Genomic DNA, 25624 nt, shown 5'->3' on the forward strand with positions numbered 1-25624 from the left:
ATGCTGGTAGCAATTGGTCCCTAAGAATTTGTAAATTTGATCTTCTTTTTTCAAAAATACAATTTATTAAATTTAAGTTTCTTAGTGATGAATATTGCAATTCTATTTATAAAAAACTATAGTGCTTTTCTCTTAAATATTTAACTAACATACTATGCAGCAAATTAAAAAACGGATGATATTTCTTGATTATTTAAGGATTTTTGCTTTTATTAGTGTTTTAATTGGACATAAATTTTTCCCTTTCTTATTCCATCTTACTAATTGTCATAAAGTTCATGATTCGCTTAAATTTTTAGTTAATTTAGTTTTACCATTTTGTTTTGGCGGTGGTGCTGGGGTTGTGGTCTTTTTCTTAGTCTCTGGTTATGTTATTACTTATGTATTAAAAACGGAGCTACCCTTTGAATTTCTTGTTAAACGAATTTTTAGAATCTACCCTCTTTTTATAACAGCAGTGCTATTGGAGGTTTTTCTTAATTTGCTTATCAATCATAACTCCCCCAATTATCGAATTTTGATTCCTCAACTTTTATTAATTGGTGATCTTTATCATGCGCCTAATGTTCTTGGTGGTGTAGAGTGGACTTTACGTGTGGAAATTATATTTTATTTCTGTATGTGTTTAATGCGCTCACTAAATATTATCAATAACAAGAATATAGCATTACCAGTTATTTTAGTTTTTCTTACACTTCTGCTCAATTTTATTCCGCCTATTCCAGGAGAGGGCACATGGAATATGGCCTACTTAAATATGTATGGCCCTTTTCTTTTTTTAGGTGTCTTTATCTATTTATATGAGAATCAATGTATAAATTTAAGCGCTTTAGGAGCCTTCGTATGTCTTGTTTTTATGCAGTATTGGTACTTAACTAGAGTTTACCAACCAAACTGGCTCCATACCCATTTTGCATTATTAGCCTTTTTACTTTTTGTAATAACATGGAAATTTAGAGAGCGATTAACAACTAACGCCATTATTTTATTTACTTCAGAATTAACTTACTCTGTTTATTTATTCCATAATTGGCTATTTGATAGAATTAAACAATGGTCTGGTGACGGTTTGTTTGCGAAAATGCCCTATACTTTAATTTTATTAATTTTGATTTGTGCTTTTTTTGTTAAATTTATTGAAAAGCCTGCTATTAAATTAGGTCGAACAATTTATCAGCGTCTTACTAAAAAAACTGATAAAATTAATCTTATTAAGGTGACTAAGTTATCCCATATCTAAAACTTATTATTGCTAAAGATAATAAAGAGGCTTAGCTTGTAACAGACGTTTCGTCTATCTATGCCTCTTTATTTAAAAGAGAAGCAAAAATTGAGTTAATATAAATAATTATCTATGAGATTTTATGCAGTAAAACTATTTTATTCATGATATATGAGAATGGGACCATAACAGCAATAACAATGACAGGCGCCACAGTATCATTTAACTGTTCTAATTCAACTAAAATATATAATAATAATGATGATATTGTGTATTGAAAAAGATAGATCAGTGGATAGAAGCTAAAAATTTTCCAAGAATATTGCACCCTAAAGACTATTTTTGCATTAAAACTATAGGAAAAAAGAACGCCTACTATATAAGCAAATAAATAAGCCCATTGATAGTTAATAAATAATTTTAAAAAAAAGTAAATAGCGTAAGTTAAAACTGTATTTAGAAAACCACCTGATAAAAAACGTAACCCATGTCCTAATTTTTGCTTTAGACCAGTTCGATACACTGCTCTTCCTTTTTACTAACTATATTAATAAAATCTTTATAGTTACGAATATAATCATCTGCGTCATAATAATCGGAAGTAAATACTAATAATACAGAGTCGCTAGAATATTTATATTGAATTCCCCAGGTAAGAGGGGGTAAATATAATCCTATATCAGGCGACTCTAGTGTAACCTCACTACGCGCTTTACCATCATCTACTACTACAGAACAACTTCCTTTAATACAAACTAAGAATTGATGGCAATTATAATGAGCATGTTCACCTCGCGTTTTTTCGCTTGGAACATTAAATACTACAAAGTATCGTTTAGGAATAAAGGGAATAACTTTAAGAAACTCGCCTACAGTAAGATCGCCGCGCATATCTCGAACCAGCTTGAGTTGATATAATTTGACCTTACCAACATTCAATTGCTTCGGAAAACCAGGTGAAGGTAAATCACTAGGTTTGTTCTGCGTATAATTATCACTTAATGTATCGCTGTCTACATAACCTATAATTCTTGCAGGTGATCCGGTAACAATAGCATAGGGAGGAATAGATTTGGTAACCACCGCGCCAGCTCCAACCATTGCGCCCATGCCAATGGTTAAGCCAGGCAATATAGTAGCGCCTCCCCCAATAGAAGCGCCTCGTTCTACCTTGGTTGGAAGAAATTTTTCTGGATATATTTTTGATCTTGGAAATTTGTCATTGGTAAATGTTACATTAGGGCCAATAAAAACATCATCATCTAATTGTATGCCATCCCAAAGATAGACGCCTGATTTTATAGTAACGTTATTACCAATCACAACATCATTTTCTATCAAACAATTAGCACAGATGTTTACATGTTTTCCGATTTTAGCACCAGAAAGAATGACAACAAATTGCCAGATACGAGTAGCTTCACCAATTGTTTTTGATTGAACATCCGCAGTAGGGTGAATATAAGTGGATTCAACCATTATTAGTCCTTAATTTATTTTCATATTGTAACGACACAATAGCTAACGGCCTACGTTTACTATTTTCATAAGCTCGCCAAGCATAAGTTCCAACCAGGCCTAATCCTAAGAGATTAAAAGCGCCCATTGTTAGAATAATTAATACAGTAGCTGCATAACCAGGTACGTTAATTACATGAAAAAGTCGAGCAAATAGCACAATTGAACCTAAAGTAACTGATACAATAGTACCTAAAGCACCAATTTTCATTAACAATCGCATAGGAAAATCAGTAAAAGCAAAAATACTATCCATCATGTATTCTATTTTTTTATTAAGTGTCCAGGCTGATTTTCCTTCTTGACGAACCTGACGTTCATAGCTCACTAATTTTCGTCTAAATCCAAGCCAAAAGATAAGCGCGATTAAAGAAGAACGCGATTCATCCAGTTCTAATAGGTGATCTCGAAACAACTGATTACAACCAAATACATCAACACCGCCTTCAGGCATATCACGTACAACTAAGCGTTTATAAATTCGCCAGAAGAGGCCAGAGGTAATCCGCGATATTAACGGATCATTGCGTCTAAGACGAGTACCAATGGCTACATCACATTCATTAGAATCTAATGCTTTAAAGAAATTAATTAGTAAGTCTATAGGTTCTTGCAGATCTGCCGCCATAACACCATAATATTTTCCTCGGGCAGCTTTTAGGCCGCTACGTATAGCTGGAAAGGAACCAAAATTACGCGAATGAAGTAAAAGTTGGCTTGTGTAAGGGAGGTCGTCAATAGCTTCACGTAATAGAGCATATGATTTATCCGGACTACCGTCTACAACAAACACCACTTCTAAATTCCCGTTTAACTGTGTATTCATTTCAGCTAATGCTTGTAGTAAACGGGGTATAGATGCTTCATTTTTATAAACAGGAACTATTACAGAGTATTTCATTTCTACCAACTATTTATAGCGTTTATAATAAAATTAACTTCATCATTACTTAGCTCAGGATAGCACGGCAAAGTAAGTATTTCCCTAGTTACAAGCTCCGTATTTTCAAGAAAAATAGCTGAAAAATTATTACCAAAAACTTGTTGACGATAATCTGGAATTGGGTAGTGAATATCTGTGGCAATATTTGCTTGATGAAGATGCTTACGTAAATCATCACGTCTATTAGTACGAATTACATAAAGATGCGCTACATATTCTGAACCTGCGTGCGAAGGAACAATAACATCCGGGTGAGTAATTCCATCGTTATAAAGTGCTGCAATTTCACGTCTGCGCGCGTTAGTATGATCAAGTTCAGGTAGAAACATCGATAAAATGGCTGCTTGTATTTCATCAAGACGACTATTACGACCGCCGCCCAATTCTACTTGATATTTTGCTGACCAACCATATTGGCGTAAGGATTTCAACTTGTCGGCTATTATAGAGTTATTAGTTACCACTGCACCCCCATCTCCTAACGCTGCTAAATTTTTAGTTGGATAAAAACTAAAGCTTGCAGCATCGCCAAACGAGCCTGCCCGTTTATTATTATGATGTGCGCCAGCGACTTGAGCACAGTCTTCTAATACTAATACGCCTTTTTTCCTACAATAATCAACAATTTTTTCAATTTCTGGAATTAATAGACCATATAGGTGGGTTACAATGATTGCTTTTACACCTGCATCAATTACTCGTACAACTTCATCAAAACTTACTACATAAGTATCACTATTAATATCCATAAAAATAGGTTCTGCGCCAATTGCTAATATAGCATTAGTAGCATACATTCCAGCATTAGCTACGGTAGCAACATAATCCATGCGATTTATACCCATTGCTTTAAGTGCTAATTCTAAAGCATCAGTACCATTGGCAACACTAATACAATATTCACATCCAAGAAAGGCTGCAAAATCTTGTTCAAATTGCTTAACCTCTGGACCCAATATTAGCCAACCATTAGCTAATACTCGATTAATTGTGGCTTGTATTTTTTCTGAATAGTTAGTAATTCTTTTCGAAAGATTGTTGATTTGTTTCATACTTACTTAATTATTATTTTTATTTTTCGCAGCATTATAAATTCAAAATTAATTATTAATCAATCAAGCTCTATACATATGGTAAAAAACTTTATTCATGATGATTAACGTACAATTTATCCTAATAAATGCCTTGATTACGCTGCGCTGCATCAAGGCTAGGATATCTATATATGTTATGGTTAATTATAGTTCATAATTCAATTCACCTTTGAACTTTTTGCCAGTAAGCTTCTTCAATATAAAAAGGCACAATTTCATTTTGCCTCATTGCAAAATTGGTTTTTAAATCTATTTTCTTTTTGGCATATTGAACTTGGTTGGTATGGTTTAGTTCATTCATTACGAGATTATAAGCACCAATCAGCTCGCCATCTAACTTATGATATAAGTCACGTGGAGTATTATAAATTTCTACATCAGGTATAGTTCCTATACCTTCTAAATAGCGATCATGGTTGGAAAAGCCTCTAAGAATTGAGAAGCGAAAATTACCGAATTGCCATGGTAATTTAAACCATAAGGGATATCCTGTGCCGCCACCTGTTCGAGCTCCTAACACTTTGCCTAGGTGATTGGATGAAAAACTATCAACGAAAGTGTCACAGGCTGAAAAGCAGCGTTCGTTAGTTAAAATATAAACTGGTTTATCATAAGCAGGTTTTTCTGCGGACAAAGGTTGGATGTCGTAATCGACCCACTCAGAAAATTCAGAAATAGACGGATCAGTTTGCTGAAAGAGCTCAATCAATTCTGGGCGAGCATACATGGCTTGATAGGAATTTTTTAATTGGGCTTGATATCTTCTGACTTTTTTATTAATAAAATGGGCAACTACACTATCACCAATCTCACCATAACCTCCGCCATTATTACGCACATCGATGATAAGCGATTTGGTGTTTTTTAAAGTATTCATGGCTTGCTTTATGAATGCTATATGCGCCTCATTTCCTGACTTATAATGCATGCTGGTTAGCGTTAACACACCAATATTACCCGGGAGAATTTTAGTTTGAACGATATCAGATAATGATTGTTCATCCGAACTGGGATTTTGGTAATTAATCCAAGGCAATTCAACTATTTTGACTTGTTGAGTAGTGTATTTTTTGATAGTTAATTTAAGATTATCTTTTGGCGCATGCTGAAATTTATCCATAGCATGAATAGCTGAAGCAGTGCGTGATTTAAGTGCATACATGGTTGAAGCTGACATCATTTTACCCTTTTCTGTGATATAGGCTTCAATTGGTTGATCATGGACGGCTAAAACCTCATCGCCAGGCTCAATATCGATGGAGTAAGGCCACATTTTATCTTGCTCTACTTGAGAAATATAATAGCCATCAGGTAGTTTTTTTACTCTGATGGGTGTATAAAATATCTCTTGCAGTGAAGCAGGAATATAGTTGACATGACCATCGTGTAAACTAGATGCGACACTTGTAAGGATTCGTTGAAATTGATCGAAGGTTGTGTTGTCATTTACTTTATTTTTGGCATCATTAACAATCACTTGCCAATCAACACCATGCTGCTCCTTTTTTATATCCCAATAACAATAGATATCTTGTGCCATTTTAGCAACGTAATCAATAGTCTGGAGATATTGCTCTTTGGGGGAGTCGTCTTTTATGGATATAGGTGGTGTAGCATGAGTGATCCCAATACAAGTGAATAATAATATTGAGCTTCGCAGCTTGTTATAGTTATGCATATTACGTCCTTATATTAATAGCGGCCTATAGCTTTTAACTAAAGAAAATAGTGGCATTAATTATTTGAAGCTGTCAATGCGAGGCAAATGTAGGGTATTTTATAGAGGAAATAATGAATCAATTTTATATATTAACTGGCCCGCCAGGTAGCGGCAAAACTTCCATATTAGCTGAATTATCAAAACGAGGCTTTCCAATTATTGAAGAGCCAGCGAGAAGAATTTTGGCCCAACAAAGGTCAATTGATGGTGAGGGTGTTTATGATAAAAATCCCTTTTTATTTAAAGAATTAATGCTATCAAAGATGCTGGTTGATTATGAAAGTGCCTCAAAATACGATCTAGTATTTTTTGATAGGGGACTTCCTGATTTGATGGTCTATAGTAAATGCTTTAATTTGCCTCTAGGTTCAGAGTTAAAGGCTAGTTGTAGTTATCAATACAATCCAACGGTGTTTTTTGCACCAGCCTGGGAGAGTATTTATATAAATGATGCTGAGCGGCGGCTTACTTTTGAAGAAGTCGTAGTATTTGAAAATAACCTAAGAAAGGTGTATGCAGAATTAGGATATCAATTAATGAATATCCCTCTATTAGGTATTTCTGAAAGGACGGATTTTATCTTAAATTTTATTGAGGGTCCTCAAGTTTAAAATGGTCCTTGGTCCGACAATGATATTTTTATTAATTTTAGGATATCAATTAATAAATATTCCTCTATTAAGTATTTATGAAAGGGCAAATTTCATCTAGAAATTGAAGGAAAAACAGAGAGTTTTGAAGTATAGAGGTAGGTAGGAAGTAAAGAGCCTTTTAAATTACGTCGTGATCCTAATGGCGTTTATAGTACTTTACAGAGTGTAACCTGTTATCATCTCTTTAGTATGCCTAGTCAACGATTAGAAGAAGTACTCCAAATAATTCCAACAAGCTCTAACAACCTACCAAAACAGTAAGTATAAGCCTTCTACGCTTGTTAAGTTTTATTATTCAGCCCAAATAGAATCAGGTAATTGTTCATCTAATTTTTTACCAGCAGCACAATCTTTTGAAAAATACATATCACGACGTTTTAAGTAAACCCGCGCGTAATAATCTAGTGCATTTTTTTTAGCAATCTGAGCAGGAACGCCAAGTAACTTTGCCGTAAGATAATTTCTCTGTATTGCTTGACACTCAGTTTTTGCTTCATTATATTCTCCTCGAACATGCATACTTTCATGTGTTAATGTATTTAAGCTAATCAGCTCTTCTAAAGTTGCTTGCTTAGGATGACTAATATAGTTTTTTAAGAATTTGCATCTAGGGTACTGTATAACAATATATCCTTTTTTAATATCTGCATGGCCAGTTATACCCACTTCTTCATCAAATATGGTATCAAACAGTGTATTACAATGCACAATAGCTGATGGATTTTGCGATAACTGTCGCGCTACCTTAGTTAGATAACGTTGAAAGTGCCATTGAGATAGAGATAGCCATGAACATAACAAAGCAAGAACAAATAATAATGCCAGATATCCTTTCGAAACTGGCAGTGCCATATCTGTTTCAAAGCCTAGAAATTTGCTTATAGGATTTTTTAATTCCCGATATATTAACCACCAAAAAAATAAAGCAAGTAATGTCCATATCATAGCTAGCACTTAAGGAAATGCAGACTTAAAAAAATACTTTTTATCTGATATCAACAATACAATCAACATTCTAATATCACTCAAATATTAGTAAGTGTTATCTTAAATCCGAAACTTTATTTCTAGCGATGAAGCCCTTTTGGTGAATACGTGTCAAAAACAATAAATTTTTTTCCATCTCTTTCGACTGTTTTCCCAAATAAACGTTGTTTGGTGCTCACTTTTGCTTCCCACATATCAGATCCTAAATATTTAATTCCTGATTGGCCAAACTCGCGACAAATTTCACCTTCTAGCGCTGCTTTTTTTAACTTTTTATATAAAACAAAATTTGTTTTTTTAAGTTTATTAAAATCTGAAATATCCTTTTTAATAACAGGAAAGAAACCCGAATTATCTTTAGCAATAAATTTTCCGCTAACGTGCTTACCAACTTTGCCATCTGGAAAATTTGGTACCTCTACAACATTAAAACCTTTTTCTTTTGTGGTGTCTTTTTTGGCATATTTAAATTCATCTGTTTTTGTTTCTTCATTCTCAACAGTTTTTTTAGATTTCGATTTTTTCTTTTTTGAGGTAGAAGCAGAAGAAGTGAAAAATAACTGATTTTGCTGGAAAGATTGTTTTTGTGAAGATTGTTTATCGTCAATTTTTATTTTTAAACTTCTAACTTCCCCTCGATAAGCGTCAGATTGCTCACTAAATTGAACGTCATTGAGTATTTCTTCACAAATTTTGTTAGCGCTTTTTAAATTATTATGCTCTAAATACTGTATAGCTAATCCAAATTTTGCCATAAAAAGTTCTTTATATAACTCTTTTGCCGTCTTTTCGTCATCCAGGTAGGTATAATTATCGATTAGCTCCTCAAGTAAAAGTACTTTAGTACTAATTTTGGGCGTTATATCAAGGAGTTTTTTTAGAACCTCATTAGCCTTCTCAACATATACTTTTATATTATCGGGGTCTAGTTCCATTAGGCCATTATAACAATCGAGCGCTGCAGCATATTTATTATTTTCTTTGTTATTTTCCGCAATCATATTATAGCTAGCGCGCATTAGCTCTAGGTAATCGTGAGGTTTATGACTTTCCTCACTTAATGGTGAAGTGTAGTAAGCTGCACACTCATCTGTGATAATTGCAATGCGGTTCACTTTAAGATCAGGTTGAGTCATTAAATTCCTAAGAACTAGGAAATTTAAGTCTGCAATAATTTGAGGATGTATAGTATTTGGTGGCAGTTGATTGGCAAGAGAAATTAATTTTTCACCTATTTCTGGTGCTAGCCTATAATTGCTTTTAATCAATTGAGAGGCTAATGAATTTAACATTGAAATTACGAGCTTTTTTTCGCCTGTTTCTAATAGCATTTTTATATATGATGCTATATTCGGCAAATCTTTTTGCAACATATCTTCTGATGAGATGTTTTTTTCTAAGTACGGTATTAAATTTTCAGCGATAATTGCACCAATTTGAGCAGCTTTGTATTCATTGCTAGAACCAATTTTGCTACTTGTAAGAAACATAGCTGCTTCTATCGCCAAGCCACTATGACCTTTATCGATTGCATCTTTTATGGCTTTGAACCAAAAATCTATTATTCCCTTATAAAGAATTTCTTTCTTCTTATAAGGTATATTCATTTTCTGCATTTTAACATATATTCCTTTAGTTCCCGTCAATAATTGTTCAAAAAATTTACAATCAGCCTCATTAAAATTACCAAAAATTGCTATATTAGCTTGACTTAAAAAAACGAGTCCTGCAGCAGCGTCCTCTATATTTTTTGGATTACTTTCTTCTACTCTTATTGTTCTTGAAATAGCCTCGGCTAATGAACTAGCTGCCTTTTCTAGGGTTTTTCCCAAGGCAATTTTATTCATGAGATTGATTAGATAGAAAAACAATGGAGCTTTAGCTGGAGGGTGTGATTCGATGAGATCTATTGTAGGTATTAAATTACGATCAATTTTTTCTGCAATACTCTGGATACTACTTGAAACGTTTGATTTTGTTAAAATTCTTGTGGATATATCATCTATATCCTTAGCATAAAAATAAACTGAGTTAAATTTGAATGAATTACGGTCGCTTTCAGAGCTCTGCAAAAACATTGCAACTTCAATAGCATTAAGTTTTTCGATAAAATAATAAACTGCTTGTTTTACTTTTGCTGGATCTGCTGAAGGTATTTTTATACTACTTAATGCTTTAATCATATTGTACATTGCATTATGAAGCCGCTTAAGATCTTTAAAATTATTTGTCAATTGTAATATTGACCAAAATTTATCTGTATCGTTTTGTATTTTCTGAAGAGACTTATCCGTTAATTTTGTAATAGGTATTTGTGATATGGCTAAATTACTAAAGTCGTCATTAGGATTGGTTGCATTGTGATAATATGGTTCGAGTAAACCGCCAATTTCTCCTATTACTTGAGGTTTATATTTAAAACGTATAAGATTTTTAACAAAGGTTGGATCAGTATTTATGCGGAAAACCTTAGTGAATATAGATAGGAATTCTTCATAATTCTTTGGACATTCACTTTTTAAAAATTCACTCTCAAAATTAACCATATCAGTAAAAAACTTTAGAAACCTATCATTCATATTTTTCATTACGGGTAGGGCTGGATTTTTTTCTTTAATTTTTTCTAATAAACCATTAGAGGCTGTAAATAATTCACTTGACAAGGGCGAATCCAATTTATCTAATTTTAGGGCAAAATTTTGTAAGATTTTAGCGAAATAAAACTTTTGGGTATCGTTGATTTTATCATATGGTACAGCTCTAATTATTAGAGATACCTTATGAAGCACTTCTGGGTGAATGAATTTATTGTCTTTTAACTGTTCAGTTAACAAATCGAAGATTTTTGTTACAAGAGTTAGCCTTTGCTCAGCTGTCAAAGCGCTTTTTACAAACCTATCATTAATTACATCCCAACAAGATAGACTCTTGGGGTCATTTAAATTTATAAGCATTATAATTGAATCATATATTACATTTTGTTCAAATAATAACGCTGTAGGATCCTGTGAACTAGTAAGAGCATATGCTGTTAACGATTGCTCTAAGCTTTTTGAAGCTTGGGCAATGTCACCATTAAGAAGCTGATATTTAAATAGTCGCCAGTTTAGTGGGCCGATAATAGCCGCTATAGTTGATTGATTACTGGAATATCTTTTAGGGTCAGACAACGCTTGAGCTTTTTTAAAGTAAAATTGACTAAGCGTGGTATCATTTCTAGCTTGATAATAATCAGCTAAACTATAGGCTAACAAGGCAAATTTTGCTTTATCTCCACTAGAACTTTTATCGGTTACTTTCCAATTGTCTACCCATGATTTTACTGAGTCAAAATCTTCGCAATTATATCAGGTTTATCCTGTGCATAATCTAATACGGTTTTTCTAGTTCTAAGCCCTCCTTTACTGACATCAGCGCCACATTTTAATAATGCTTCTACTAGCTCAACATTGCCTATTTTGCAAGCTTCTGCAAGGGGAGTTTGCTTAGAATCCGGGCTTAAATTATCTACAAATTCGCTTTTATCTTTAGGCTCATTTTCTTGTAAAAAAGAGATTACATCAGAAAATCTATTTTGTTGTATCCATTCATGAATGATCCCCGGAGATATATCTGATTTTGGCATAAATCCACCTAAAAAATTAATAAATCTATTAAATTATAGAGCATTTATTGTCAAATTTTGGTAATTGGAGCGAGGCTCAATGGATTGATTTTACCGAATACAGTATTAAACTGCGAGCTAATGGCAAATACATTGCCAAATATGATCCCAATATTACACATAATAAAACATCCCGCCAATTTATGTGAGAGCTAGTGCAGCATTCTCACAAAACCTTAGAAGGCATCTTTTTGATATCGATTTATAGTCTATATGGCCAATAGGTCACTTGTCCTGTACTTATACTCAGTAAGCTTAGGCCGGACCTTAGCCGATAATGTAAAATAACTATCCTTCAAAAACTTGGTTAAGCTGCGGTGTTTCAAGGCTAATTTACTTAATACAGTAAGATTAAAAAGAGTAAAAATCGAAGATAAATTTCTCATTTTTACACATTTACGCTTTATACATTCTCTAACTTGCAAGTTGAAAAACTTGTAAGTTAAAATTGTGGTCAGTTTGTTATCATATAAATCTATGGTGTAGTTTGTGAAACAACTGTTTTTAAATACAGCAACAGTACGCAGTATTATAGGGCTAATTCAAGGAGCGGTACTCTATTTTCTATTTTTAGCTAGTCAAAATAAAATTCAATGGCTAGCCCTTAATCCTTCTATTTTTCTACCCATGCTCATGGTTACCATGTTTGTTCCACTTCTTATTATTCAAGGGCTTGCTAGTTTACGTTTTAAAACGCTTAGTATAGCAACTCTTTTAATTACTTTAATAATAATCGGAGTTGCAGACTATGCTGTTTATAGACAAATTTTACCAAATCAGGACAGCTTGCCACTAATATCCATGGTTTTTTCCATGCAGTTGTTTTTCCTTACTAGTATCCCCTTATTTATTACGCAATCGTTACTATTAAGTAGTGAACAGGATCGACGCTTGGTGGCTAACTATTCAACCTACTTTAATATAGCGTGGAAGTTAGGGGTACAAATTATATTTACTATAGCTTTTGTAGGAGCCTTTTGGTTACTGCTTGCCTTAGGAGCTACTTTATTTCATTTAATTCACTTAACTTTTTTCGAGTACCTAATTACTCAAGCTTATTTTGCTATGCCGGCGACAACCTTTATGATAGCAATCGCATTGCATATTACCGATGTGAATGTGCGTGTCACTCAGGGTATTCGGACACTTTGCTTAACTTTATTAGCTTGGCTATTACCACTTATTGCAGCAATTATAAGTTTATTTTTACTTAGTCTGTTTTTTACAGGCTTGTCGCCATTGTGGCAAACAGGTCATGCTAGCGCACTATTACTTTTAGCGGCAGGTGTATTAATTATCCTTATTAATGCGGTCTATCGAGAAGGCGCTTATGATAATAAATCCTTATTCTCTGTACAGTATTGGGCAGCTGCCTTGTCTTGTTATTTGTTAATCCCACTTATGATCTTAGCTATTTATGCACTGTATTTACGGGTACAACAATATGGTTTATCAGTTGATCGCATTTATGCTGCTGCATGCATGATAATAGGTAGCGCATATGCAGTTGGTTATACTTTAACAGCACTTTTTTCTAAAAAAAGGTTTGTATTATTTGCTTATTGCAATATAGCAACAGCTTTTTTGATTCTCATTATTTATTTGGCTTTACATACGCCCTTAGCTGATCCAGTTCGTCTGTTTGTAGCTAATCAGTTATTGCGCCTTCAGTCAGGAAAAGTGACCCCAGAAAAATTTGATTTTGAAGCGCTCCGCTATAAGGGGTTACGTTTTGGTCAACAAGCATTGCTAGAGTTACAAAATATTTGGCAAGGTCCACAGAGGGAATATGTACGTGCTCATGCTAAAGACGCTTTAAAATTACAGTTAAAAGCTTATCCTAATAGTGGTGAAAAACCCAGTCCGCTAATTATTCATACGGCAAATGGTAAACTGCCGTCGTCTTTTCTTAAGCAACATTGGCCTGCTATGGAAGGCTCAATAAATATTCCCTTTTGTTTAGCAAATGACATAGGAAAATGTGATGCTTGGCAAATACAAGATTTGCAAAATAATTCACTCATCTTAATATTAGAAAATGCTACATTTACTGGATTTAAAGAAACGATAAATGGCCAATGGACAGCCATAGGTTACTGGTTAATGCCTTATCAGTGCAGGAACAAATACGTAAAGCAGCAATTGCTGGAGAATTTAAATTAACCTTACCGCCTTCGACTAATCAAGATATTGAAATTATGGGCATGCGAATAAGTTTTAATCAAAAAATTGACAACAATATTTGTAATCACTAATGTAGCCTTGATACAGCGGAGCGAAATCAAGGTTTGAAGAAGTAATAGCTATCTACAAATGTTTGATTAAGGTTAGCGCTTCTTTAACCAGTTATTTAGGAAGAAAACTGATGAAATGTTATATGCTAGCTACTGGTAGTCATTTATCGAACATCACTTGGATAACTCCTAACTCATCAAATCAGCAAGGCACTTTTTTCACTAAAAAATTTTTTGAAAGAATTAAATTGGATATTCTCTCTTTTTTGGAAAATTTAAAAATAGATGCATGCTATGGTTTTGAAAGAGAAGGTTATTATTTATATGGTCAAAAAACATCTTCTGGTTTTTATGCGCTCGCCTGTAATGTCCAATTAAATAAAAGACAATTAACTTATCTTTGCCACCATCTATTTAAGTGCCATTTAGAGCCTTTCTTAATAGCTGCTGATCTTCCTAAATACACACAAGATTACCAATTGCTTCAAGCCCAAGCTGAGTTAGAAGAAATCAAAGAAATAATCAGGAAAAATATTGAGAAAGTGATAGTGAAAGGTGAGAAATTTGAGAGTTTAATGGCTACAGTAGAGGAGTTTAAGCAAAGATCTTCGCAATTTAAGCATAAATTGAAAATGAAAGAGCCCACTTCTTTTGAACCTCTTCAAAATTATCCTGTGACACAGGCTGAAGTTAAGTTAGAAGAAACGCCAGAAATATTGATAAAAAAAATTGAAGAAATGATGATAGAAATCGAGCCAATTGATAATTTATTAGCAAAAACTGAAGAGCTTGATCAGATATCTTTTAAATTTAAACGTAAAGGGAAAAACAATACTAATTACCATCTCCAATTTTGTAATCTAATTTAAATGAAATAGCTAAAGGATTTACCTTAGGTTCGCTCTTTTTCAAAACATTATTGGTTTAATCCATATCTAGAAAATCAAGATTGATTGGTTTTCTATTAGTATTCACTGCGGTTGTGAAGAATTTTCCTTTAGTATAAATATCACTATCCATAGTAATTATTTGCTTAAATAAACATCTAGCTTTAGATAGACGTTCTAATTCAACACTTACTTTAAATGTTTTATTAGTTGTTAAAGGAAAGAGGTAGTCTATCTCTGCTTTATAGATTACTAAGAAAATCCCTTTTTTGGTAATTTCAAAAAAATTAATCCCTTTTTGGTCTAAAAAAAGGTGCCTTGCATGTTCAAAGTAATGTTGATAGACAGCATTATTAACAATACCCTGAATATCACACTCATAATCTCTAACTTGTAATTCAATTTGAAACAAACTTAATCCTTATAAAAAGCTAGTTTAAGTTAAAATTATTAAGCCTCATTGTTAAATTAGCTCAATCTTTAGAAAAGATACCTTGTAGATATCGCTTCATCAAGGCTACTTCGTCTATTCTTAAAGAATAATTTATACTATCTATCAATTCTGCCCCTAATGACGTATGGTAAATGTGTTACAAGGAGGTAATTCATCTATGAAAAATAATGATTTTTTGGGAGCATCAACCGAAGGTTTCCATCGAGTTGTATATACTGAATGGGGGCAACCTACCTCAGCAAAACCTACTGTATTTTGTGTTCATGGGCTTCTGCGTAACCGCCACGACTTTGATGCACTGGCTAATTTTTTAAGTCTTCAAGGTTATCACCTATTTTGCCCTGATATTGCTGGTCGTGGCGATAGTGAATGGTTCAAAAACCCTCAGCATTATAAATTTGAACAATACATCGCAGATATGACGGCTCTTATTGCTAGATCATCAGCTACTCAAATTGACTGGATTGGTACGTCAATGGGCGGGTTGATTGGGATGATGATGGCAGCTATGCCCAATTCTCCTATTCGCCGTTTGGTGCTAAACGATGTTGGTCCGCAAGTGCCACTCTATGGTTTGCGACGCTTAGCAAAATACTCTGATACATGTATTGCCTTTTCTAATAAAGAAGAGGCAAAACAATATTACCAAAAAATTTATGCCGATTTTGGTAATTTGAGCGAAGCTCAATGGATTGACTTTACAGAGCACAGCATTAAACTTCGAGCTGATGGCAAATACATTGCCAAATGTGATCCCAATATTGCACATAATAAAACGCCCACCCAATTTATGTGGGAGCTTGTGCAGCACCCTCACAAAACTTTAGAAGGCATCTTTTTCGATATTGATTTATGGTCTGTATGGCAGCAGGTCACTTGCCCTGTACTTATCATTCATGGTCGCCATTCAGATATTTTACTACCTGAATACATCACTAAAATGCAAGAAACTCACCCGCGTACAGAGTTGATAGAAATAGAAAATGTTGGTCATGCTCCAGCACTATTAGAATTAGCAGAACATGAAAAAATTAAAAACTGGTTAGAAGCGTCGCTTTAAGGGGGCGTGGCATAATTAACCTTTTATTCATTAAATTTGTAACCTCTAAAATATTTTAATCTTAATTTTGACAAAAAACTTGTTATGTACAATATTTATACTAATAAAGTCTTTAAATGTGTTAATCACATTGGTTGGATAAAAAATGATTTCAGAAGCTGAGGTAATAAAAATTCTGCAAGATCCAGAAGAATTTAAGGGCGTAGTTAAAAATAACAATGACTTACGTAGCATTGCAGAAGCATATCCAAATTATGCTAATGCGTTAGTTGGTGTAATTCTTAGCAATCCAGATGAATTCAATCGCTTAATCCAAGATAGTTTTGAGCTGCTTCACGTTGCAGAAGGACTTCCCGCCTCTGCTAGAAATAATTTAATTAATTTTGTTTTGAATAATACGAAAGAATTTGAACGCCTATTTAAAGATTATTATGATTTGCAGATGTTTGCAAAAGCACTTCCTGATCAGGCTAATACTTTAATTGATGCTGTTCTGATAAGCCCTGAAAAATTTAATCATTTGTTTGAGAATGATGAAACATCATTATTTTTGGCTAAGGGGACATTTCGACAATTTATTGACTTATTAGGTAACAGAGAATACATAGCAGCAGCTGAGGTGGTAGCTAAAAGTGCAGAAGAATATCGAGATCAGGCTAATAAGTTAGTTGACGTAATTCTTAATAATCCAAGCGAATGCGAGCGCTTAATCAAAGATAATTTTGAGTTGATTCACGTTATAGAAACACTTCCTGATTCTACTAGGGATAAGCTAGTTAATTTCATTCTAAACAACCCGCAAGAATTTGAACGTCTATTTAAAAATTATTATGATTTGCATATGTTTGTACAAGCACTTCCTGATCAGGCTCATACTTTAATTAATCATGCTCTTATAAACCTTGCGAAATTTAAGCATCTCTTTAAAGACAATGATGGGTCATTATTTGTGGCTAAGGGAGCATTTTCACAGGTTGCAAAAATACTAGGTAATAAAAACTTAGCTGAAGCTGAGGGGGTAGTAGCTAAGAGAGAAAATCGAGCAGAAATTGCAAAAAATGCTCGATTAATTGGCCAGATAAGTAGGGGCTTTTTTAATATTCCAGAACCCTTACAAGTCCAAATTGCCAGTGCAACAGGCGATCGCAAAATACATAGTGAAGAAGAATCAGACAAAATTGCTTCCCAACATTTAGGAAAGCCAAAGACCTAATCGGAAGATAAACTTAATTTGTTGCATTAAATAATATTTTGATAATTTCTATTTATTTATATATTTAAACAATAAGCGTAGGCTTGATGCAGCGCAGAGTAATCAAGTTTTCATTCTCGAGCTAAAATTTTAAGCAAGGATAGCTTTTACTTTCTTAAAAAGGGAAGTAGGATCACGTCTATTTAAAATCTCGTTAAGGTCCTGAATATATGGCGATAATTGCACATTATTTCATTTAATTCTGCAAATTCCTTAGCTCATTTTATAAATTCCACATAATTCATTTTATTCAGCATTTGAGTTAGGCATAATGTATACATACTTGTTTTGCATAAACTATTTTCCTCCTAGGCAGTGCATTTAAACTTACTCAATATCTAATAAAAATTCACTTTAGCCCTTAAATTGATAAATCTAAACTTTTTTTGCTCATTATAGGGCAATTAGTGGTAACATAGCCTGTTTTATCTTTAAGGCAATCATGACTATGAATTTATTGCAGTCTAATAAAAAAATTATTGTACCTTTTTTAATTTTTGTTAGCGTAATCATTGGTTTGCTCTTTACGAAATATCAGCCTTTTAAGCAAACAGACCACATTTCATTCCTTGAAAAAGATAAAAAATTAAAACAATTTATCGCCATTTATCAAAAAGCAGCTGAAGCACCTTGGGAAGTACTACAACCTAAGCAATTACTGCAATTAGGTGTAACAGATAAAAGTGTAATCTTGCTTCGTAAGCGCCTGCAATTGATTGGTGATCTTTCTAATTCAGCACAGGTTAATAACCCTAATTTTGATCAGGAATTAAAAGAAGCAGTTACCCTTTTCCAACAGCGTCATGGCTTAGCTGCTAATGGTACAGTTGATAAACCAACATTAGCTGCTCTTAATATTCCGCCTAAAACGAGATTAAAGCAGTTGCAAGCTAATATCAATCGCTGGAATGATTTTGCAAAAAAACAAAAAGGGCACTATCTCTGGATTAATATTCCAGCTTTTCAAGCGCAACTTGTTGAGCAAAATAAGATAACTTTAAAAGAGTCTATCATTGTCGGAAAGCCCTCGCATCCAACGCCTGAGATGGCTACCGAAATTACAGATGTGATGTTAAACCCTTATTGGATCGTGCCTTCTAGTTTAGCTAAAAAAAATATTGTTCCTAAAACATTACAAGATGCTAATTATTTAAAAAACCAAAATATTCGTATATTTGACGCTACTAATAAAAAGGAATTGCCGTTACAGGAGTTAGACAATTTGCAATTAGATAAAAATGCCGATAATTATTTTTTTCGTCAAGAACCAGGACCAAAAAATCCTTTAGGGCAGATTAAATATAAAATCACCAATTCTCAATCTATTTTTCTACATGATACGAACTCTGTAGATCTTTTTAAAAATCAAAATCGGGCCCTTAGCTCAGGCTGTATAAGGTTGCAAAATCCGTTTAATTTATTTTCTAAAATCGTACAAAATGATCCATCTATTAATCAAAACTCTCATGATGTTAATAAAATATTAGAATCAGGCGAGCCTTTTAATATTAAATTAAATAAACCTTTGCCTGTTTTAATTACCTATTTAACTGCTTGGGTGGATGAAAAAGGTATCCTGAATTTTAGAGATGATATTTATAAACAAGATGTAGGTTAAATCTCTCCTAAGTTACAAGAATTGCTGGCGGTGGGCAAAATAAACACATTATGATATAATTTTTTCTTTCCGCAATTGTAATTGCATCTAAATTAAATCATTAAATGAGTATTGTATGTTTATAAATAAACTTAAATTGTATTGTTTTGTGGTATTAATTGCAGGTAATTATTCAGTTTTTGCAGAAACAAATACAGATAAAGAGATTGATACACAAATCAACATGTTGTATGAGCAAAACCCTGTTTTAAAAGAACATAATGTATGTAGTAAAACCAATGATCAAGAGGTTACCCTTAAAGGTTGCGTACAGAATTCTTCAGAAAAAGAATTAGCAGAAGATTTAGCAAGTTTAGTTGAATATATCGATAAAATTGATAATCAGATTAAGGTGAATCCTAATCTTCCTGCTGCCAAAAATAAAGCGTCAATACCAGATAAAATATCGGATACCTTAATTAGCCGCTTAATACATGCAAAGCTGATAGTTAACCAATCAATACATGCATCCAATCTACACGTTAAAACCTTAAAAGGAATAGCTATTTTGTCTGGCGATGTTTCTTCAGTAGAAGCGAAAAAATTAGCTTATAAACTAGCGCTTGAAACTAAAGGCGTAGTTGACGTGAAAAATAAACTAAAAGTACATTCTTAACTTTATCAATAAACGTAGGTCGGGCCTTGGCCCGACATCACAGATAAGCCCCTATAATTAAACATAAGTTCTATTTTTGAAAGGACTCTTTTTATGAATATATTTTACCAACTAAGCGTTTAAATTAATTGTATTGCTCCAATATTATATAGTAAAAATAAGTTATACTAGGGCGGTCATGCAATATCAATAAGGATTTCATAAGTTGTAACGAAGTTTCATTAGTTATTTTAAAAATATAAATATGAAAATTAATCTAGACAAAATTCATTATTATCGGTAACATGACAACCAGCAAGGAAGAAAGTCTATTGTTTATTATCTCCAATTCGTTGTTTTATTTGTTACTCGACGTCCTGAAGTTTTTAAGTTTAAGTCTACTTTTTCGCTATTCACAGCCTATAAGGCATCTTTTAAATAAATTCAGGATATTATTATGTCTAATACAAAAATTGGAACCGTAAAGTGGTTTAACGAAACAAAAGGTTTTGGCTTTATTGAGCAACAATCTGGGCCAGATGTATTTGCTCACTTTAAAGCGATTGTAAGTCCAGGTTTTAAAACCCTAGCAGAAGGTCAGAAAGTAGAATTCGTTGTATCTCAAGGTCCTAAAGGACTTCAAGCAGAGAATATCGTAGCTATTTAAAGATAGCCTTGAAATTAATTCCGTATTACATTTAGTAATACGGATTATTATAATAATTACATTTAATATGAACTTACCCAGCCATTAATTTGGGTCTCAATTTGCTTAATACATTGTAGAGATTGAGATTTAGTATGCTTAAATTTAGAAAAAAATTTCATGTTATTATGACTTGTCACTGCAGAGATCTTCTCTTCTAAAGCCGGTAGTTGTTTACTTAATTCTCTTAAAGTATCTTTTAAATAATTGAAAGCTAACTTACCTTCTGAAAAGCGTTTTTCAAAATCTTTTAAGGTATCTTTCACAATATCGTATTGATTAGCCAGCGTAGTTAAGGATTCTTTTATAATTTGATATTCCTTGTGAATATCAAGCGCTGTATAGGCATCAATGATTTTTTGATAGTAATCGTCGTCTTCCTCAGGCCTTAATGTAATAGGACAAATATCCTCTAACTCATGTATTTCTATTTGCGCAGTAATAAAAAAATATTTGCTATCTTGATTTGAATTTGCCTTTTTAATTTTTTCTCCAACAGCAGAGACAACCGCGTTTAAATTTTTATCTTCAGTTAAGAAACATCGCTGTCCGACAATAATTTTTTGGGCGCTTAAGTCTCTATATAATTGAATATAGTCTTTTTGTGAACGCTTAGATGTGTCAATAAACCATACTTCATCAAATAATTTTAAGGCCGATGTCAGAGCTTGAGCATATTTTTTTAAGTTTTCATTAGGAGCTTGTAAAGGAATCGGCTCTTCTAATTTTTTATCAGGATCTTTTTCTTCAGGCATCTTACTGCTTGGATGCAAATATGAATTAATAAAAGCAAAAGTAGGTGATAAAAAATTTAAAAAATTAAAATTATCTTGCTTTGGTGCAATGATTTCGCCTTTAGAGTGGCTATTAGTTTTTCCTTTAATAAGTTCTTCTTCAAGTATACTATTTTGCGTTCCATGTAGGTAATAGAAATATTCATCAATAGAAAATAGGGCAACTTTTCTGAAAGGTTTAGGCAATAAATTAGAGCAGGAGTATTGCAGAGTTTCAAAGAAGCCAATGGCTTGTTCAATACAAGGCCTATCTTTAGCATCATTATCAGTCATACGATAATAACAGTATTTATATAGTTTGTAATAAAGCTGAGTCTCATTAGTTTTTGATAAATAATAGCTACTTAAATCTAATAAATGAAGGAAGGTTTTACCAAGCGCATAAATATCAGTTGCTTCATTATAGTGTGTTTTAAAAAGTAATTCGGGTGCTACATATCCCATAGTATAAATTGCTTGCTCCTTTTTCGGGGCAAAAAAGCTTTTTTTTGTTGAGCCACCAAAGTCAATAATAGTTGCTTTATTTTTATTAAGAGAATAAAAAATATTTTTTGGTTTTAGGTCCTTATGAATTATGTTTTTATCTTTTAATTTCTTATATTCTTTTGCTACTTGCAGGATAATTTCAACCCATTTGCTCATGGGTAAATGGTAATCACCACGAGCTAACTCATCTAAATCCATACCATCAGCCAATTTCATTAAAAGATTTGCTTGATGAAGGGACCATGAAGTTGCAGCGCCACGCCTGTTTTGTGCTTTTTGAGATTTAACAAAATAGTTTTCTTTATCGATAGGTAGTGTTCGTTCAAGATATCCTAAAGCTAAATTAACTTTCTGTAACAATAAGTATTCGTTGTGTTTTTTATCGATAACAGTTAGCTTTAAAACAGCCCATTCCCCAGACTTAAGATTTTGTACCAACTTGACATAACCAAAGCCGCCAGAACCTACATGTTTATTGCGTTGGGCACCATAATAAATGGCATAGTAATTTTCATCAAAAACAAGGATATCATAGGCGGTATTTAACTCTATTTTTTTAAACCGCTGGGCAAAATGTTCTTTTTTTAAAATTTTATGAGATGATTTTTTAATGATTTCGATGTCTTTAATAACTTGTGTAATTTGGTTGTTAGTTAATAATTTATTATCCGGTGAGAGATCTTCTAAATTAACTTTAAATGGAATATGAGGAAGGGTAATTTCATTAATCAGCGGCGATGGCATTTGAACACTCCTGTAAGAGTTAATTTTTATTGACATCTACTAAAAAAGGTAATTTTAAAATTGAGAATAAGCAGGTAAAGATAGTTAAACTATACTTGGTATTTTATTAAATTGATTCTTAAAATAAGTCGGTGTATAGCAATTTAATAGCGTATATGATTCTTATCATTTTTAAAATCTAGTATAGCTAGATATTTTAAAATCCCCATAAATCATCTTTCTGAAGCGATAAAAGTAATTGATATAAAGTCAACTGATTTTATATTTAAAATAGAAAATGATGTAGTTGCCAATAGTGGTATTTTTATTTCTAAAACCAACAAGGTCATTACTATGGCTATTAAGCCATCTGTTAAAGATTTTAACCGCTCAGCACTTATAAAATTCTTATCCACTCTGCTTTAACTTTTTGATAATTTTATACTTTCTTATGGGCTTTTGACTGAAGCAAACATTGCTGAGGAAAAAAATTCAGAGCTTAATTATCATTTTTAATAATACGTATCCTTTTGATCTAATAGATAAAATTAATGCAGCAGCTCTATACCACATCTTAGCACTAATCTCATGAACTATACTTAAAAAAGATGTATTTTTGCAGGAAAATTAATGTCTACTTCGCTTGATAATGACAGCCTTATAGCTCAGACAATTGATGAATTATATAAAATCTGTATGGAAGCACATGATAAAGGGCTTAAAATTTTGGAATCTAAAGAGTATGACGCAGAAGCCTTACGAGCTTGTTTGCAAAATAAGGAAAAAATTTTTGAAGTTGATAATGAATTTAAATTAAATCCTTTCGTTAGGAAGTCATTACAACTAAGAGATATTAGGATGCTAGTTGGGGCTTATCATCCACAAATTGATTCCATTAAAGTGACAGAGACCTATGGTAATATAAAATATATTACAGAAGATGCTAAATTTATCCTTACACTTACATTAAAAGATGGACAAAAGATACATTTTTTTGTTAAGAGTGGATTAGAGAATCAAGTTAAGTTGCTCATAAATCGCCTTCCTGAGGATAATTTAGAAGTTGTATGCAGAAAGCATGTTCGCTTAAACGCAAAACTAAAGTCTAGTGAATTTTGGAGTCAATATAATTGGGAAGAGGGCGTTGAAAAATACTATTATGACAAGATAAGTGATGGCTTTATGAAACAGAGGTTTGAGGAAAATGTCTTACCTTTAGCTCAGCAAAATCAAAAATTAGTTATCATGGACATAGGGGGTGGAAAAGGACGATTAGCCAGTAAACTTATTGATGTTTTATTAGAGCGTCGAATTCCTTTTAAATATATCTTAATAGAACCCGCTTTATCTCAGTGTGAAGTTGCAACGAAACTTTTTCAAGAAAATTACCCCGAACAGATGAATCAAAAAGATGTTGAGGTGATCAACTCAACCTTGGAAGAATTTGCAAATTCAAATAGAGAATATGATGAATATTGCGGAAAAGTCGATGCAATCATCCTATCAGGTGGACCGATTAATCTGGAAATTGTCGGATACGATTTAGCAGAAGAACATTTGGAATATATGCAACCTTTACTCGGTGAGCATGGTTTAATTATTGCCAGCGGCTATTCACCTTTACATTTTAGAAAAAAAGATTTTAAAGAAGAATATGGTCTAGAAGTGTTAGGTACGGTAAAGCGACTTTCTAGCGCAGGCTCTTCTGAGCGAGATGAGTTACACCAATGCTATATTATAAAAAATAGACCGGTCGATATCCCAGAAGCTTCAGTCTCCAATGCCTATAAAAGAGGTACTTAAACTTAAGTACTAAATTAAATTATTATAAGTGATTTTTTTGAATTTACTTTGTCTAAATCGCTATAAAATTTGCTGTAATCACCCCTTACATTAACGACTTAAGGCTTATCATAAGATAATGTGTAAATTTATATTGTAAACCCTTGACTATGACGTTACGTCATAACCTAACCTTGGCAACAAGGAGACAAATATTATGAAAAAATGGTATGCAAAAGAGTTGGCGATTCTTGCACAAGTGTCAGTGCGTACGCTGCATTATTATGACAAGATTGGCTTACTTAAACCTAGTTTGCGCCAAAGTAATAATTATCGTTTGTACTCCGAAGCAGATTTATTAAAGTTACAACAGATTATTGCACTTAAATTTTTTGGTTTTGAGTTATCTCAAATCAAACAATTGCTTAGCAAAAAGGATAATGTACTGCAGAATCTTGCCATGCAATCCAGGTTCTTACAAGAAAAAGCAGAATCATTATTGGAAGCAAGCACTATTTTAGATCGTATATCTTCTGAATGTAGCGCTAATAAATCTATTCCTTGGGAAAATGTGATTGAATTAATTGAGGTATATAAAATGACGCAACAGCTTGAAGATGCTTGGGTTAAAGAAATCTTTACGCCTACTGAGCTTAAAGAGTATGTAAAATTTGAAACAGAGTTAAAATCAAATTCAACCCCAGAACAAAAAGAAATGTTTGAACAAAAGTGGTTTAATCTGGTGAAAGAATTTAAGGACAACTTGCATAAAGATCCTAATTCCAAATTGGGTATTGATTTAGGGAAAAAATTGATGGATTGGGTGAACAATCTATATGGTAAGAAATACGCTCACCTCAGAACTAAAAAATTTGAAAAAGGTTTTGCCGAAGGAAAAGGGCTTGAGCAACATGGATTGACCCCCGAAATTGTAGCTTGGATGGACAAAGCAATGGACGCTTATTTAAAGCAACGTGCTTATTCTATTCTAGATAACTTCGGAAAAATTTCTTCATCTCAGTTATTAAATGACTGGAGTCAATTAATGGATGAAATATGTGGTGATCAGATTGATAAAAAAGCCACAGTTATTACCATTGCCCTAGAAGATGAAAAAATTAGTTCAGAAGCCAAAGAATGGTTAAAAGCTAATTTCAATGTATAGAGTACTAAAACCACGGCATGTTAAAAGG

At 32.9% G+C, this 25624-nt stretch carries 22 protein-coding genes; 11 read left to right on the top strand and 11 right to left on the bottom strand.

The window, feature by feature from the left end; translation table 11 throughout:
• The first annotated feature begins 154 nt into the window (after window positions 1-154).
• Window positions 155-1240 (top strand): acyltransferase family protein, encoded by a 1086-nt coding sequence (locus E1P04_RS10360; protein WP_131782836.1) that lies wholly within the window; start codon window positions 155-157, stop codon window positions 1238-1240.
• 112 nt (window positions 1241-1352) lie between these two features.
• Here the strand turns inward: E1P04_RS10360 and E1P04_RS10365 are convergent, their stop codons facing one another.
• The 5 genes from E1P04_RS10365 to E1P04_RS10385 all read right to left on the bottom strand — a co-directional run bounded on the left by E1P04_RS10365 (window position 1353) and on the right by E1P04_RS10385 (window position 6455).
• Entirely contained in the window at window positions 1353-1745 is a 393-nt protein-coding gene (locus tag E1P04_RS10365) for a GtrA family protein (protein WP_131782837.1), read from the bottom strand.
• The gene (locus tag E1P04_RS18240; RefSeq protein ID WP_131782838.1) at window positions 1727-2701 is read right to left on the bottom strand and encodes a WxcM-like domain-containing protein; all 975 of its coding nucleotides are present in this window, start codon (window positions 2699-2701) and stop codon (window positions 1727-1729) included. Before E1P04_RS18240 ends, E1P04_RS10365 begins: the two co-directional genes overlap by 19 nt.
• On the bottom strand, window positions 2694-3641 hold the full coding sequence (locus E1P04_RS10375) for a glycosyltransferase family 2 protein (RefSeq protein WP_131782839.1): 948 nt from the start codon (window positions 3639-3641) through the stop codon (window positions 2694-2696). Before E1P04_RS10375 ends, E1P04_RS18240 begins: the two co-directional genes overlap by 8 nt.
• Window positions 3642-3643: 2 nt before the next feature.
• On the bottom strand, window positions 3644-4735 hold the full coding sequence (locus tag E1P04_RS10380) for a DegT/DnrJ/EryC1/StrS family aminotransferase (protein ID WP_131782840.1): 1092 nt from the start codon (window positions 4733-4735) through the stop codon (window positions 3644-3646).
• Between the two features lie 205 nt (window positions 4736-4940).
• A complete protein-coding gene (locus E1P04_RS10385; protein WP_131782841.1) occupies window positions 4941-6455 on the bottom strand; it encodes a S41 family peptidase in 1515 nt (504 codons plus the stop codon).
• Between the two features lie 113 nt (window positions 6456-6568).
• On the opposite strand from E1P04_RS10385, the gene E1P04_RS10390 reads away from it, so the two are divergent.
• The gene (locus E1P04_RS10390; protein ID WP_131782842.1) at window positions 6569-7108 is read left to right on the top strand and encodes an AAA family ATPase; all 540 of its coding nucleotides are present in this window, start codon (window positions 6569-6571) and stop codon (window positions 7106-7108) included.
• A gap of 333 nt (window positions 7109-7441) precedes the next feature.
• On the opposite strand, the gene E1P04_RS10395 is transcribed toward E1P04_RS10390, so the two are convergent.
• The 3 genes from E1P04_RS10395 to E1P04_RS10405 all read right to left on the bottom strand — a co-directional run bounded on the left by E1P04_RS10395 (window position 7442) and on the right by E1P04_RS10405 (window position 11762).
• Complete coding sequence (locus tag E1P04_RS10395; protein ID WP_131782843.1) at window positions 7442-8095, bottom strand: hypothetical protein; 654 nt, start codon at window positions 8093-8095, stop codon at window positions 7442-7444.
• Between the two features lie 122 nt (window positions 8096-8217).
• Window positions 8218-11391, bottom strand: a complete 3174-nt coding sequence (locus tag E1P04_RS10400; protein WP_131782844.1) for a tetratricopeptide repeat protein — start codon at window positions 11389-11391, stop codon at window positions 8218-8220.
• Window positions 11392-11456: 65 nt separating this feature from the next.
• Window positions 11457-11762: an ankyrin repeat domain-containing protein gene (locus E1P04_RS10405; RefSeq protein ID WP_131782845.1), complete on the bottom strand. Its 306-nt coding sequence runs from the start codon at window positions 11760-11762 to the stop codon at window positions 11457-11459.
• Window positions 11763-12290: 528 nt separating this feature from the next.
• Between E1P04_RS10405 and E1P04_RS10410 the strand changes: the two genes are divergently transcribed.
• Together E1P04_RS10410 and E1P04_RS10415 are read left to right on the top strand one after the other, a co-directional pair.
• Window positions 12291-13964, top strand: coding sequence for a DUF4153 domain-containing protein (locus E1P04_RS10410; protein WP_131782846.1), 1674 nt, complete (start codon window positions 12291-12293; stop codon window positions 13962-13964).
• 202 nt (window positions 13965-14166) lie between these two features.
• Window positions 14167-14904 carry a hypothetical protein gene (locus tag E1P04_RS10415; RefSeq protein WP_131782847.1) on the top strand — a complete coding sequence of 246 codons (738 nt, stop codon included), beginning with the start codon at window positions 14167-14169 and terminating at the stop codon, window positions 14902-14904.
• A gap of 55 nt (window positions 14905-14959) precedes the next feature.
• Here E1P04_RS10415 and E1P04_RS10420 read toward each other — a convergent pair whose 3' ends face one another.
• Window positions 14960-15334, bottom strand: a complete 375-nt coding sequence (locus tag E1P04_RS10420; RefSeq protein ID WP_131782848.1) for an acyl-CoA thioesterase — start codon at window positions 15332-15334, stop codon at window positions 14960-14962.
• Window positions 15335-15533: 199 nt separating this feature from the next.
• On the opposite strand from E1P04_RS10420, the gene E1P04_RS10425 reads away from it, so the two are divergent.
• From E1P04_RS10425 to E1P04_RS10445, 5 genes are all read left to right on the top strand, one after another.
• On the top strand, window positions 15534-16436 hold the full coding sequence (locus tag E1P04_RS10425; RefSeq protein WP_131782849.1) for an alpha/beta fold hydrolase: 903 nt from the start codon (window positions 15534-15536) through the stop codon (window positions 16434-16436).
• 145 nt (window positions 16437-16581) lie between these two features.
• Window positions 16582-17649 (top strand): hypothetical protein, encoded by a 1068-nt coding sequence (locus tag E1P04_RS10430; protein ID WP_131782850.1) that lies wholly within the window; start codon window positions 16582-16584, stop codon window positions 17647-17649.
• A 481-nt stretch (window positions 17650-18130) separates the two neighbouring features.
• Entirely contained in the window at window positions 18131-19306 is a 1176-nt protein-coding gene (locus E1P04_RS10435) for a L,D-transpeptidase family protein (RefSeq protein ID WP_131782851.1), read from the top strand.
• A gap of 115 nt (window positions 19307-19421) precedes the next feature.
• Window positions 19422-19961 carry a BON domain-containing protein gene (locus E1P04_RS10440; RefSeq protein WP_131782852.1) on the top strand — a complete coding sequence of 180 codons (540 nt, stop codon included), beginning with the start codon at window positions 19422-19424 and terminating at the stop codon, window positions 19959-19961.
• A gap of 436 nt (window positions 19962-20397) precedes the next feature.
• Window positions 20398-20607 carry a cold-shock protein gene (locus tag E1P04_RS10445; RefSeq protein WP_131782853.1) on the top strand — a complete coding sequence of 70 codons (210 nt, stop codon included), beginning with the start codon at window positions 20398-20400 and terminating at the stop codon, window positions 20605-20607.
• A gap of 62 nt (window positions 20608-20669) precedes the next feature.
• Here E1P04_RS10445 and E1P04_RS10450 read toward each other — a convergent pair whose 3' ends face one another.
• Together E1P04_RS10450 and E1P04_RS10455 are read right to left on the bottom strand one after the other, a co-directional pair.
• A complete protein-coding gene (locus E1P04_RS10450; RefSeq protein WP_165482746.1) occupies window positions 20670-22670 on the bottom strand; it encodes a protein kinase domain-containing protein in 2001 nt (666 codons plus the stop codon).
• 212 nt (window positions 22671-22882) lie between these two features.
• Complete coding sequence (locus tag E1P04_RS10455) at window positions 22883-23065, bottom strand: TMEM175 family protein (RefSeq protein ID WP_207386011.1); 183 nt, start codon at window positions 23063-23065, stop codon at window positions 22883-22885.
• 214 nt (window positions 23066-23279) lie between these two features.
• On the opposite strand from E1P04_RS10455, the gene E1P04_RS10460 reads away from it, so the two are divergent.
• Window positions 23280-24452, top strand: coding sequence for a hypothetical protein (locus E1P04_RS10460; RefSeq protein WP_131782855.1), 1173 nt, complete (start codon window positions 23280-23282; stop codon window positions 24450-24452).
• Window positions 24453-24648: 196 nt separating this feature from the next.
• Window positions 24649-25596: a MerR family transcriptional regulator gene (locus tag E1P04_RS10465; RefSeq protein WP_131782856.1), complete on the top strand. Its 948-nt coding sequence runs from the start codon at window positions 24649-24651 to the stop codon at window positions 25594-25596.
• The last annotated feature ends 28 nt before the right edge of the window (window positions 25597-25624 follow it).

Origin of the sequence: Legionella gresilensis, from assembly GCF_900639865.1 — a bacterium.
Taxonomy (GTDB): domain Bacteria; phylum Pseudomonadota; class Gammaproteobacteria; order Legionellales; family Legionellaceae; genus Legionella_C; species Legionella_C gresilensis.

Coding starts and splice junctions, on each gene's coding strand:
- E1P04_RS10360 (WP_131782836.1), top strand. CDS start 155: ATGCAGCAAATTAAAAAACGGATGATATTTCTTGATTATTTAAGGATT.
- E1P04_RS18240 (WP_131782838.1), bottom strand. CDS start 2,701: ATGGTTGAATCCACTTATATTCACCCTACTGCGGATGTTCAATCAAAA.
- E1P04_RS10375 (WP_131782839.1), bottom strand. CDS start 3,641: ATGAAATACTCTGTAATAGTTCCTGTTTATAAAAATGAAGCATCTATA.
- E1P04_RS10380 (WP_131782840.1), bottom strand. CDS start 4,735: ATGAAACAAATCAACAATCTTTCGAAAAGAATTACTAACTATTCAGAA.
- E1P04_RS10385 (WP_131782841.1), bottom strand. CDS start 6,455: ATGCATAACTATAACAAGCTGCGAAGCTCAATATTATTATTCACTTGT.
- E1P04_RS10390 (WP_131782842.1), top strand. CDS start 6,569: ATGAATCAATTTTATATATTAACTGGCCCGCCAGGTAGCGGCAAAACT.
- E1P04_RS10395 (WP_131782843.1), bottom strand. CDS start 8,095: ATGATATGGACATTACTTGCTTTATTTTTTTGGTGGTTAATATATCGG.
- E1P04_RS10405 (WP_131782845.1), bottom strand. CDS start 11,762: ATGCCAAAATCAGATATATCTCCGGGGATCATTCATGAATGGATACAA.
- E1P04_RS10415 (WP_131782847.1), top strand. CDS start 14,167: ATGAAATGTTATATGCTAGCTACTGGTAGTCATTTATCGAACATCACT.
- E1P04_RS10425 (WP_131782849.1), top strand. CDS start 15,534: ATGAAAAATAATGATTTTTTGGGAGCATCAACCGAAGGTTTCCATCGA.
- E1P04_RS10430 (WP_131782850.1), top strand. CDS start 16,582: ATGATTTCAGAAGCTGAGGTAATAAAAATTCTGCAAGATCCAGAAGAA.
- E1P04_RS10435 (WP_131782851.1), top strand. CDS start 18,131: ATGACTATGAATTTATTGCAGTCTAATAAAAAAATTATTGTACCTTTT.
- E1P04_RS10440 (WP_131782852.1), top strand. CDS start 19,422: ATGTTTATAAATAAACTTAAATTGTATTGTTTTGTGGTATTAATTGCA.
- E1P04_RS10445 (WP_131782853.1), top strand. CDS start 20,398: ATGTCTAATACAAAAATTGGAACCGTAAAGTGGTTTAACGAAACAAAA.
- E1P04_RS10450 (WP_165482746.1), bottom strand. CDS start 22,670: ATGCCATCGCCGCTGATTAATGAAATTACCCTTCCTCATATTCCATTT.
- E1P04_RS10460 (WP_131782855.1), top strand. CDS start 23,280: ATGTCTACTTCGCTTGATAATGACAGCCTTATAGCTCAGACAATTGAT.
- E1P04_RS10465 (WP_131782856.1), top strand. CDS start 24,649: ATGAAAAAATGGTATGCAAAAGAGTTGGCGATTCTTGCACAAGTGTCA.